Origin of the sequence: Halotia branconii CENA392, from assembly GCF_029953635.1 — a bacterium.
Classification (GTDB): Bacteria; Cyanobacteriota; Cyanobacteriia; order Cyanobacteriales; family Nostocaceae; genus Halotia; species Halotia branconii.
In genome coordinates, this window is record NZ_CP124543.1 from 5,451,177 (window position 1) to 5,463,329 (window position 12,153).

Sequence of the window (12,153 nt, forward strand, 5' to 3'; positions counted from 1 at the left end):
AGACCAAAATAGACTGTTCACCTGAATATCACAATATGTCACCTAGTAATAGATAACTATTTAACTGGGCATTTTACAGTTGCTTTACTGAAGTTTAAAGGCCTATCACATATTTTTGCCACTCTGTGTGAAGTCCACTCTTAAGATGTTTGCTAACCTCGAAATAAAGGCTGCTGTAAGGTTGGCGAGGAGAGTGACGCAAAGGCATGTGTGCTTCGTGAGGTGTGCGATTGCCTTTTTTTACATTGCAACGGACACAAGCCGTAACAATATTCTCCCAGGTATCGCCGCCGCCCCGCGATCGCGGTATTACATGATCTAAAGTCAATTCATCCCCTGTATAACCACAATATTGACAACTATGACTGTCACGATGCAAGATATTTCGGCGAGTCAGAGGCATTTCTTTATAAGGTACACGAACATAGTGACGCAACCTAATAACAGTCGGCAATGGAAAATCTGCGTACAGAAATTTGCCATTGTGTTCTATACGTTCTGCCTTGCCTTTAATCAACAAAACCGCAGCGCGCCGCCAACTCGTGATATTGAGTGGTTCGTAAGAAGCGTTTAGGACTAAAACCTTCACCATTGATTAGCTCTCAAGGTATTAGTTTTACATATATTAACACAAATCTACTCTGCTTGGGAGATGAGAATAAATTATACTTTAAAAAAATTCAGAACCTATTATTAGTAGCAAGTAGTGATTTTTCGTAAACCCTGAGTGTGATTACACTTAAGCCGATTGCTTCCCAACTAAAGAAAATATTTTCTCGTTTTGTCATCAACCGTAAGTAGTAAAAATAATTTATGACTGTTGACAGATAACGGATGCTACATCAACCAATGTTAACGGTAAGTGTGTATTTGTTTAGTTTATCAGTGGACTGATTTAAAATTCAAATAAGCCTGTTAGATTTAATCCCTAGCTAAAATTATCAAAAGGCAACGGTAAACCCACCTTTTCGAGGAGTGTCTGTAATAGTCGCCCCGTCGCCGTCAGGTATTGGTAGTCAGCGATGCACTGAGTTCGACTACGCGGCAGTTGAGCGAAGTCGAAACTCAACTGCTGCGAAGTCGAGATTCAACTACCGCTAGCTGAAGTGTGGTGAGTAGCAAAAACAACTGACCACTGACACGAAATCCCGCCCTTTCCAAGAGTGAGATGAGCTAATTGTTCAGTTCTTTTAAACATCTGCCATCTTCGATCAATTGCACGAGGAACGATAAACTTTCTGATTGACTCGGATATGGTTGATCAAAGCCTAGATAAAGATAATAAATTATCAGGAAGATTAACAGTGGTGTGATAGGAGAGAGTAAAAATGTTAAGTCGCAAGCAAACTTCTAGTGTTGCTTCTCATCAACAGTGCGATACTTACGCTTGGTTTTCACAACGTGCTTGGGTAGAAATTGATTTGGGGGCATTGTCGCACAATGTACAACAATTGGTACAGTTTCTATCACCACGTACTCAATTGATGGCAGTGGTAAAAGCTGATGCTTATGGACACGGAGCAGTAACAATTGCCCAAACAGTACTGCAATCGGGAGCGAGTTGGTTGGGAGTTGCCACAGTTCCAGAAGGGATTCAATTACGAGAAGCCGGGATTGAAGCTCCAATTTTAATTTTAGGAGCAACTCACACACCAGAACAAATTCATGCGATCGCTCATTGGAAACTACAACCAACTTTATGCAGTCCTAAACAAGCTTTAATTTTTTCTAACGTTTTAGAAGCGATTAATTATGGTTTTCCTGTACCCATACACATCAAGTTAGACACAGGAATGTCTCGCTTAGGAACTGATTGGCAGCAAGCAGCTGAGTTTGTGCAATTAGTGCAACGCCTACCTCATCTGACGATTGCTAGCATTTATTCTCATCTAGCTACAGCAGATAGTCTTGATCCTACAGTAATGCAAGAACAGCATCGAAGATTTGAGCAAGCGATCGCTCAACTCAAAGAAATAGGAATTAAAATACCCTGCTTGCACCTAGCCAACTCCGCCGCAACTCTGACAGATTCAGCATTGCACTATGATATTGTTCGAGTTGGTTTAGCAGTTTATGGACTTTATCCGGCTGCTCATTTACACACTGCGATTCATTTGAAACCCGTTTTGCAACTGAAAGCACGAGTTACCCAAGTTAAAACAATTGCTGCCGGCACTGGTGTCAGTTACAGTCATAAATTTATTGCCCCCCACGAACTTCGCCTTGCCGTTGTGGGAATTGGTTACGCCGATGGTGTACCGCGCAATCTTTCTCAAAATATGCAAGTATTAATTCGCGGTCAGCGAGTGCCACAAATCGGCACAATTACAATGGATCAATTAATGCTAGATGTCAGTGCTATTCCTGACTTACAAGAAGGAGAAATAGTTACTTTACTAGGAGAGCAGGGAAAAGAACAAATCTCAGCTAACGATTGGGCAGAACAATTAAACACCATTTCTTGGGAAATTCTTTGTGGGTTTAAGCATCGGTTGCCTCGTGTTGCCGTTATCTAAATTATTTGCCAATTCTCTATTCCCATACAATATTTGCTATGCTACTATAGTTGACTGATGCGGATGTGGCGGAATTGGCAGACGCGCTAGATTTAGGTTCTAGTTCCGAGAGGAGTGAAGGTTCAAGTCCTTTCATCCGCATTTGAAAAGATAAAAACATAAATTTAAGCTTATCTTGCTCCATTGTACAGCGACCATCGCCGTCAGGTGTCAGTAGTCAGCGATGCACTGACATGAAGTCCCGCACCTTCAAGGGGTGGAATGAGCTTAATTGCAAATACTTTGTTACAGTTGCGATTTTTAATTGCAATAGCCATACCTAAAATGTAATGGGAGCATCCCACTTTTTTGAACGTCATTGCGAACGTAACGAAGTGGAGTGAAGCAATCGCAAAATCTCTGACTAAAAACAAGTCAATGCGATTGCTTCGTCGTTCCTCCTCGCAATGACACTTATTCTATTGTTGTCAAATAAAAACTGGGATGCACCCAAATGTAATTTGCTACATTCACAATGTATCGTCTTACATTAATGATGTATCGCCTTACATTAGTAATGTATCCCCTTGCATTAATAATGTATTGTCTTACATTCACAATGTATTACCTTACAGAAAAATGATGTAGGTTGAGTTAAGCGCAGCGCAACCCAACATGAATCTAAACCAGCCGAGATGATGCTTCCACAAGCAAATTAGAGCAATCTTATCAAGCAATGTTCAATACTCAAAAAGCTGAAGTTGAAAAGCTAACAAAATTGTTGATGTTTAACCCACAGCATAATCTGTAAATTGGCGTTTAAATGGTGTCAAACTTTTAAGTTGCAGGTAGCGTTAATTACGTGTATTTTCTCAAGCGATTTTAAGTTTAAATTGACACGCTAAATATATAGTCCACTACGCATATATTAACAGCCATGCAAAACACAAATCGCCGTCTCACGCCTCTTAACATTGATCAAGATATTAATTCATTCCACGGTTTGCAAACCATCTCTGATTATCAAACCAGCCGAGATGATGCTTCTAAAAGCAAAATAGATGCATCTTACGAAGCAATGTTAAATGCTCAAAAAGCCGAAGTAGAGAAACTAACTTTATACCGTGCTGCGTCTGATGCGGCTCGATTAGCGGAGTGGGAATTTCACAATGCGGTGTTAGCGATGAAAGAAGTTGTAAGAGGACAGTATGGCTCAGATAGCAATCAAGCTCAAGCTGTGGGATTGAAGAAAAAATCAGAGCGTAAGCGTCCTAGCCGCAAAAAGTTAGTTGAGGCGATGAGTTAGTCGTTAGACATCTGGTAGAAATTAATTCTGCGTTACCCGAAACCCTTGTAGAAACGTAGCAATACTACGTCTCTACATTGATTTTCACTCCTATGTCTATTAAGTCTTATGCAACAAAGAAACATCTTTCAACAACTTTGGAAGATAAGAAACAAATTTTCTCTTGCTCTTTCTTTCTTGTGCTTTTAAATCTTGATAAATTGCTTGTAAGTCATGATTAAATTGATTCGCATGGGCTTGTCTAGCTTGATAAATTTCTTCGATAATTGGATCTTCCCACATAATTTTTACCTTTCTATCAGTTCTTCTGGAGTACAAATTATCACTGGTTCATAGCCTTGAGAGCGACAAGTGCGTTCAATTTCTCTCCGAATTATAGCATTAGCAATATGTTTACAATTCCATGTCAATAAATAATTGATACCATTAGTTACAGCAATAGCAATATGTAAAGCATCCTCAGCTGCTTTTTGCGGCATAATTTTAAAATCAAGAAAAGCTTGGGCTAAACTTAGTGCATCTTCTCTAGTTTCTAATAATTCTATTGTTTCTAAAATTTTTAGTCTTTGTTCAGAGGCAATAGAATCTCCAGCACTGGCTTCTTGAATAACTAGCTGTGAAGCCACTAGAACAAATTTATCTCGATAATTTTGCCACCATTCTTGAGTAATTTGTTGATGCCCTGCAATCACAATATCTCGGCTAGGACGAGAAGTTAGATAACTTATTACTGAAGTTTCTACATAGACTTTTTCTTTCATCAGATTCTTGCATTGTCAGAAACACATCACCTGTGATGAAATTCTACACTTTTCTGGAATTGAGGGTGTTGGCGTTGAATCATTCTCTTGATTATGTTGCGTTTCACGCCCTTACCCATGAACGAACAGCGTCGGCAAGCTTACATTAACCTCGTTCAAAGTCTGTTGAATTGTCGTACTAACAATGAAGTCCAAGAAATTTTGGCAGCAAACCAAGAACTAGTGGATGTTGACTTGATACCAAACATCCTGGAAATAGCAAATCATCTACGACAACATGGCGAATTAGACCAAGCTAATCATTTAATGAATATAGCAGGGCAACAGCTTGGAGTTTATAGTAAATTACCATCGACTGCCACAACAAAAGAATGCTTATATTTCTTAGAACAAGCACTGAAAGTCATGGCAAATAATAGAGATAATGTGCAAGTAGCTAACCAAATGCTTGTGGCAAACGTCAAAAAAATTAATAATATTTCCGCTCCAAGAATTGCGACAGCAGCGTAATGAATTACAAAACCGCTATTTACCTGTTGGTTATGGTTTTGATTTTAATTCATTTCAAGCTACGTTGAATGAGAATACAGTCATCATTGAGTGGTATATTCTGAATGATAAAATCCTGGCGTTTATTGTCACCAAAACAGGAGAAGTAAAAGTTTGGCAATCCCAGGCAGAAGATAGAGAAGCTTTGAGAAATTGGGTAAATCAATATTTACAAAATTACTACGAACAAAAAAACGAATGGCGGAAGAGCTTAGAGTCAGAACTTAAGCAATTAGCGGCAATTCTGCACATTGATGAAATAATTGCAATCATAAATCAGCTATCACAGCACTGCAATCAACTGATTTTAATTCCTCATAGGTTTTTGCATTTATTACCCCTTCATGCACTTCCAGTAAATCCAAATGCTGCAAGTTATTCTAGTCTTCTAGATTTATTTCCTCATGGTGTGAGTTACGCGCCCAGTTGTCAATTACTGCAACAGGTACAACAACGCAAACGTCCTGATTTCCAATCTTTATTTGCAGTTCAAAACCCCACAGGCGATTTAAACTATACAGATTTAGAAGTACAAGTTATTCAAAGCTACTTTAATACTACCAACGTCCTGAAAAAAACAGACGCGACACTCACAGCAATTAATCAATCTGACTTAAATACTTACCATTGCGCTCATTTTAGTTGTCACGGTTATTTTAATTGGACAAATGCTAGTCAATCTGGTCTAATTTTAGCCAATGCACCAGTCGTAGACACAGCAACAAAATCTAACTCTGAACGTTATCTAAACGTGCGCGCCGAGGAAACTCACGATTTAGAAAAATGTCTGACGTTAGATAAAATATTTGCACTGCAATTAGAAAAATGTCGCCTCGTCACCCTTTCCGCCTGCGAAACTGGATTGATTGATTTTGAAAATACCAGTGACGAATATATTGGTTTACCTAGCGGTTTTCTGTTAGCTGGCAGTAAAGCTGTAGTCAGTAGTTTATGGACTGTCAGCGATTTATCTACAGCATTTTTGATGATGAAATTTTATGAAAACCTGCAAACAATAAATAATGTCTCCCTAGCACTCAATCAAGCACAGCATTGGTTGAAAAATTTAACAACAGAAGAATTTGCAGCACTATTAGTTAAATATGATTCACAAATTGCAGAAATTTTTGCTCAACTTGAAGAAGATGAGCAGATTTTTGCTGAAGAATACTTATTACAGGCTAAGAATCGTAAGCCATATCCTTTTAAAAATCCTTTCTATTGGGCAGCTTTCACCGCCACAGGAGTTTAAGATTCCGAATCGGGAACCTGGCAAAATTTTTTAACCCCTATTTTAAAAGCATAAATAGCAACTACACTTGCCAATCCTGGAGGAATAGCAACACTCATCGCCAATGGTTCTATAACAAGAGGTATTATCCCTGCTGCCAATTCATCCCTAAACTCTTCTTGGCAGATTATCTTACGGGACTTTTCTAACAAATCGTTCAAAATATCTGATTTTCTGGACGGTTCATAACCAGCCCTGATTGCCAATATTTTAGCTGCTGTGTCCAAATTTCCATTACGCTGCTCAATGAGATCAAGAGCATCAAGGGCATTTTGATTATCCGCCAACTGACTGCGAAACTGACTAATTTCCTCTGGTGTAACAGTAAGCATTTATATAGTTTTAACCAGTAAATACACGAATAACTAGGGTCTGCTGAACAGCTTTAAAAGTCTTGTCTTGTAAAGTTTTGCGGCTATTTTTTGAGAAAAAAGTGCATGAAAATAGGCGTATAAGCCTTAAAAACCTTGGATATCAAATTTTTTGGAGTTCAAAAAATTGGAAACCATAGGCATAAAACTGTTCCCTGTTCCCTGTTTCCTGCCCCTACCAAAAGACTTTTTCAGCAAGCCCTAACTAGATAATTATACATTTCATGCTCAATTTAGAAACATGGAAATTGCTCACACAACATTAACATGCAAGTAATCGACCACAGAGATTACAAACTAAAAACAGTCAAAAGCTTTTAAATGCTTCGTTTTAAGGTAATCGACTACCTACGGTGTACACACAAGTTGCTTCATCAGCATTATTAATGTATCAGTTGACATTGTTAATGCAACGACTCCCATTGTTAATGTAACGACTGACATTGCTAATGTATCGGTTGGCATTGTTAATGTAATAACTCGCATTGTTAATGTATCGGTTGACATTGTTAATGCAACAACTAGCATTCTTCATGTAATGACCTAAAAAAATTCCCCTTTTTAAGAATTAATTTGCACAAGTCAAACCTCTTGCTGGTTTAACCAAGTAACTAAATCAGATAGTGACGAAAATCTCAAAATAGCTCTACCTAACGCTTCTAAACGTTCTTTATCTAAAACCTGCAATTGCTCAATAATCGACGCATCAATTTCGCCAAAACGTTCATCAAGTAAAAGCTGACAAAATCTCAAAGCTTCTTTTTGTTCGCCACGTTGTTCACCCCGTTGTTCGCCACGTTGCTCACCCCGTTGTTCGCCACGTTGCTCACCCCGTTGTTCGCCGCGTCGTTCACCAATTTGTTCGCCCTTTTGCAAAATATATTGATAAATCACTGATTCTTGCATAGTTTCCTCCCGTAATAATTGCAGAATCAAATCTTGTTCAAACTTCAACCCTGCTAATATTTCTGTATATGTAGCCGTATTCTGTCTAGTCTCAATATCTGGAATTTTAGCAATTTCTGCTGCTACTTGCGATAATAACGCTGGTGCAGAATCTGTTCTTGTTAATGGTGCTAACGGTAATAACCCCAAATTATTCAGAAATAGTACCGAATCTTGCTCCCACATTCTGATAACTTGATAACGATGAGTTGTGACTTCGCTGACATATTCTGTGGTAAAGGCAATTTCATCACTAGTTGGTTGTAAGAATATCATTACCTGCGTCACTGGAACTTGATATTGACGTGTTAATCTGACGTAATAATCTAGCATTCGCAGTCCAATGGGAGTTTTGGATTTAACTGTAGTTTGAAATTCTAGGTGTAAAATTCGATTTTCTGTTTGCAAGAATGTTACAGAATCAGCGCGAATTGGTTCGATGCTCAATTCGGTTTTTAATATTTTAATTTGGCGTGGTTCTTGATTGAGTAACCAGCGAATAAAATCACGGGGATATTTTTCGACAAGGACTTTACACAGGTTGTCGTATTCTGCCATCTAGAGATTTATTGTATTGATGTTTATGCAGGGCGATCGCTCATATAATAAAAACATCCCTGATATCTTCAAAATATCGGGGATATGAAGCCAACTAATTTGCCCAAGTCAAACTTCTTGCTGGTTTAACCAAGTAACTAAATCAGATAGTGACGAGAATTTTAAAATAGCTCTACCCAATGCTTCTAAACTTTCTTTATTTAAAACCTGCAATCGCTCAATAATCGACGCATCAATTTCACCAAAACGTTCATCAAGTAAAAGCAGACAAAATTGCAGTGCTTCTTTTTGTTCGCCGTTTTGCTCACCTTTCTGCAAAATATATTGATAAATCACTGATTCTTGCATAGTTTCCTCCCGTAATAATTGCAGAATCAAATCTTGTTCAAACTTCAACCCTGCTAATATTTCTGTATATGTAGCCGTATTCTGTCTAGTCTCAATATCTGGAATTTTAGCAATTTCTGTTGCTACTTGCGATAATAACGCTGGTGCAGAATCTGTTCTTGTTAATGGTGCTAACGGTAATAACCCCAAATTATTCAGAAATAGTACCGAATCTTGCTCCCACATTCTGATAACTTGATAACGATGAGTTGTGACTTCGCTGACATATTCTGTGGTAAAGGCAATTTCATCACTAGTTGGTTGTAAGAATATCATTACCTGCGTCACTGGAACTTGATATTGACGTGTTAATCTGACGTAATAATCTAGCATTCGCAGTCCAATGGGAGTTTTGGATTTAACTGTAGTTTGAAATTCTAGGTGTAAAATCCGATTTTCTGTTTGCAAGAACGTTACAGAATCAGCACGAATTGGTTCGATGCTCAATTCGGTTTTTAATATTTTAATTTGGCGTGGTTCTTGATGGAGTAACCAGCGAATAAAATCACGGGGATGTTTTTCAGCGAGGATTTTACACAGGTTGTCGTATTCTGCCATCTAGAGATTTATTGTATTGATGTTTATGCAGGGCGATCGCTCTTGAGAACGCACAATCCAAGTATTAAATATAGCCTTTGACGGCGGTGGAATAGTTTATGGTGTCGTCACCCAACACATAGATAAAACTCTTAATTGTGGTTGTAATAGATTCCTTATCTTTCTAGCTTTCTAGACCTTTAAGGGTGAAAATATTTTAACGCTTCGCGCTCTAAAATAAAGGCAGAGTGTCAAGATTATATTTTCATTAACCTTTTTCAAAAAATCAAAGTTGAGTAACTTTCAAAACAAAAACAAATAGTAAAAAGTAATCAAATGTATATGAGTATACAAAATCCTCGGACTGCGGGGAAAAAGGGACAAAAACTAAGTGTTGAAGAAAGTTGTCACGATTGGAACTATTACCCTATTGCTGTTGGGAGTACCGCTAATGGGCAATGCTTTTGCCCAAACATCAGCTAATACTCTGCCTGTTGCAGATACGGGAGATACAACATTTATGCTGATTTCGTCAGCACTCGTTTTGTTAATGACACCAGGATTGGCGTTTTTCTATGGGGGGTTTGTGCGATCGCGCAATGTCCTCAACACGTTAATGATGAGTTTTGTACTCATGGCGATTGTGGGAGTTACCTGGGTTCTCTGGGGTTATAGCCTTTCTTTTGCTCCAGGTTTACCGTTTATTGGGGGATTGCAGTGGCTGGGTTTGCATCGTGTGGGGCTTGAGACAACAGGTTATCTCCAAGGCTCAAATCCAGTCGAAGTTGTTTCTTATGCTCCCACAATTCCCCATCAGGCATACATGATTTATCAAGCCATGTTTGCCATTATCACCCCAGCCTTAATTTCTGGAGCGATCGCCGAGCGTATGAGCTTCCGTGCCTATTGCTTGTTTGTGTTGTTGTGGTCAACCTTTATTTATACCCCCCTAGCTCACATGGTATGGGCAAAAGGTGGATTTTTGGGTTTGTACGGTGGTTTGGGCGCTCTTGATTTTGCAGGTGGTACAGTAGTTCACATTAGCTCTGGAGTTTCTGCCCTGGTAGCTGCGATCGTCCTCGGCCCGCGAAAAACTCATCCTGATCGCCTCAGCCCCCCTCACAGCGTTCCTTTTGTGTTGTTAGGCGCTGGTTTGCTGTGGTTTGGTTGGTTTGGTTTTAACGCTGGTAGTGCCTTATCTGTTGCTAGTGGAACTTCTGGTAATTTGGTCACAAATGTAGCTACAACAGCATTTGTGGCCACTAATACTGCGGCGGCAGCGGGTGCATTAATGTGGCTAATTTTAGAAGGAGTTTTACGCGGTAAGCCAACCGCCGTAGGAGCCGCTACAGGAGCCGTTGCTGGTTTAGTCGGTATCACCCCAGCAGCTGGTTTTGTTGTACCTTTGTCAGCGATTTTAATTGGTTTTATTACTGCTTTTGTTTGCTTTTATGCTGTCAGCTTCAAGCACAAGCTGAATGTTGACGATGCTTTAGATACCTATCCTGTACATGGGGTGGGTGGTACAGTGGGTGCAATTTTAACGGCAATCTTTGCTACTGCTGAAGTCAACTCAGCAGGTAAGGACGGTGTATTGCGTGGTAATTTTGGTGAATTAGGGGTGGAACTGACAGCGATTACTGTTGCTTATGCGATCGCAGCTATTGGGACTTGGATTATCCTCAAGATAATTGATGCTACAGTTGGTTTACGAGTTAAGGAAGAAGCAGAGTTTCAAGGCTTAGATATCAACGAACATGGAGAAGAAGGTTATAACTCAGAGTTTAGCGATCGCATTAATGTTTCCGAGTAATTCCCTCAGATAGTGTGACTTCTGAGCGCTAGCGAATTAAAATCTGAGTCAAATCATTGGTAAATTTTGCTAGTCGTGTCTACTTCTGCAAAAATCTTTCCTGTCTGGGCTTTTTTCTCGCTGTTAACCAACGGCATATTAATGTTGGCGGTCATTTTGCTAATTTGGCAACGGCAAAGATTGACCGCTTTTTATAGCAATACAGCTTCTTTGGCTCAAGTTAGCCAACCCCAAGCTGTCGTACCAGAGTTAGGCCCCCGCCATAAACTCAGTTATAAACAGTGGTTAGAAATTCTCCAGCAAGAAGCTAAAGTCGCCGCCCAAAATCGCCCCCAGCACTTAAGTATATTAGCGGGTGATTCTCTGAGTCTTTGGTTTCCTGCTGAGTTATTACCTGAAGATAGAAATTGGCTCAATCAAGCAATTTCTGGTGAAATTAGCGAAGGTCTATTAAAAAGATTAAGTTTATTTGACTCCACCCAACCAGAGGTGATTTTTGTGATGATTGGGATTAATGACCTGATTCGGGGGATAAGTGATGAGGTCATTTTAGATAATCAACGGCAAATTATAAGTTACTTACGAAGAATGCATCCCAACACACAAATTGTCGTCCAGTCAATTTTGCCGCATGGGGCAGAATCAGCTACCTGGGAAGGACGAGAGAAACTCCTAGCTATTAGTAATAGTCGGATTCGTCAATTAAATCAACAATTACAAGGGATAACTGCCAGAAGAGGCGTTAAATATCTTGATTTGTATCCTCTTTTTGCTAACCAACAAGGTAATCTCCGTCGTGATTTTACTACTGACGGACTACACCTGAGTCCCGCAGGTTATATAGTTTGGCGTACTGCATTGCAGATGTATAGCAATAAGGAATTGTCATCTAGGAAGAATTAATGATTGGGGAGTTCCAAATAATTTATTTTTTGGAGTTCCCTCATGCAGCAAAAAAACCATATTGTGTTGGAGAGGCGATCGCTTGACATAGATTTCTAGTGATGCTTGTCCTTAACTATACAAAGTTTATTTATGGTTTTTTACACAAACTAAGCAAAAATTAAGCAACAAAATTCTTGAACTTACTGCAAAGCCTGATTTGTCAAAAGTTCTGGTAGCCAATGCTGTTAACTGTTC

The 12,153-nt window shown here is 39.2% G+C and carries 12 protein-coding genes and 1 tRNA gene; 7 read left to right on the forward strand and 6 right to left on the reverse strand.

Annotation, left to right across the window (positions count from 1 at the left end):
• Positions 1-94 precede the first annotated feature (94 nt).
• The gene (locus QI031_RS23950) at positions 95-592 is read right to left on the reverse strand and encodes an HNH endonuclease (protein ID WP_281482103.1); all 498 of its coding nucleotides are present in this window, start codon (positions 590-592) and stop codon (positions 95-97) included.
• 736 nt (positions 593-1,328) lie between these two features.
• Here QI031_RS23950 and alr point away from each other — a divergent pair.
• The 3 genes from alr to QI031_RS23965 all read left to right on the forward strand — a co-directional run bounded on the left by alr (position 1,329) and on the right by QI031_RS23965 (position 3,801).
• The gene (alr, locus tag QI031_RS23955; RefSeq protein WP_281482104.1) at positions 1,329-2,516 is read left to right on the forward strand and encodes an alanine racemase; all 1,188 of its coding nucleotides are present in this window, start codon (positions 1,329-1,331) and stop codon (positions 2,514-2,516) included.
• Between the two features lie 59 nt (positions 2,517-2,575).
• Positions 2,576-2,657, forward strand: a tRNA-Leu gene (locus QI031_RS23960).
• Between the two features lie 775 nt (positions 2,658-3,432).
• Positions 3,433-3,801 carry a hypothetical protein gene (locus QI031_RS23965; RefSeq protein ID WP_281482105.1) on the forward strand — a complete coding sequence of 123 codons (369 nt, stop codon included), beginning with the start codon at positions 3,433-3,435 and terminating at the stop codon, positions 3,799-3,801.
• Between the two features lie 99 nt (positions 3,802-3,900).
• On the opposite strand, the gene QI031_RS23970 is transcribed toward QI031_RS23965, so the two are convergent.
• Entirely contained in the window at positions 3,901-4,083 is a 183-nt protein-coding gene (locus tag QI031_RS23970; protein ID WP_281482106.1) for a hypothetical protein, read from the reverse strand.
• Between the two features lie 5 nt (positions 4,084-4,088).
• Positions 4,089-4,562 (reverse strand): type II toxin-antitoxin system VapC family toxin, encoded by a 474-nt coding sequence (locus tag QI031_RS23975; protein ID WP_281482107.1) that lies wholly within the window; start codon positions 4,560-4,562, stop codon positions 4,089-4,091.
• Positions 4,563-4,679: 117 nt separating this feature from the next.
• Between QI031_RS23975 and QI031_RS23980 the strand changes: the two genes are divergently transcribed.
• Positions 4,680-5,072: a hypothetical protein gene (locus QI031_RS23980; protein ID WP_281482108.1), complete on the forward strand. Its 393-nt coding sequence runs from the start codon at positions 4,680-4,682 to the stop codon at positions 5,070-5,072.
• Positions 5,056-6,363 (forward strand): CHAT domain-containing protein, encoded by a 1,308-nt coding sequence (locus QI031_RS23985; RefSeq protein ID WP_281482109.1) that lies wholly within the window; start codon positions 5,056-5,058, stop codon positions 6,361-6,363. The genes QI031_RS23980 and QI031_RS23985 overlap by 17 nt, the downstream gene beginning before the upstream one ends.
• On the opposite strand, the gene QI031_RS23990 is transcribed toward QI031_RS23985, so the two are convergent.
• From QI031_RS23990 to QI031_RS24000, 3 genes are all read right to left on the reverse strand, one after another.
• Positions 6,360-6,734, reverse strand: coding sequence for a hypothetical protein (locus tag QI031_RS23990; protein ID WP_281482110.1), 375 nt, complete (start codon positions 6,732-6,734; stop codon positions 6,360-6,362). The genes QI031_RS23985 and QI031_RS23990 overlap by 4 nt on opposite strands.
• 621 nt (positions 6,735-7,355) lie before the next feature.
• Complete coding sequence (locus tag QI031_RS23995; RefSeq protein ID WP_281482111.1) at positions 7,356-8,276, reverse strand: DUF4351 domain-containing protein; 921 nt, start codon at positions 8,274-8,276, stop codon at positions 7,356-7,358.
• Between the two features lie 108 nt (positions 8,277-8,384).
• Positions 8,385-9,221, reverse strand: coding sequence for a DUF4351 domain-containing protein (locus QI031_RS24000; protein WP_281482112.1), 837 nt, complete (start codon positions 9,219-9,221; stop codon positions 8,385-8,387).
• 430 nt (positions 9,222-9,651) lie between these two features.
• Here QI031_RS24000 and QI031_RS24005 point away from each other — a divergent pair, with 430 nt between their 5' ends.
• The gene (locus QI031_RS24005; protein ID WP_425526040.1) at positions 9,652-11,013 is read left to right on the forward strand and encodes an ammonium transporter; all 1,362 of its coding nucleotides are present in this window, start codon (positions 9,652-9,654) and stop codon (positions 11,011-11,013) included.
• 75 nt (positions 11,014-11,088) lie between these two features.
• On the forward strand, positions 11,089-11,916 hold the full coding sequence (locus tag QI031_RS24010) for an SGNH/GDSL hydrolase family protein (RefSeq protein WP_281482114.1): 828 nt from the start codon (positions 11,089-11,091) through the stop codon (positions 11,914-11,916).
• The last annotated feature ends 237 nt before the right edge of the window (positions 11,917-12,153 follow it).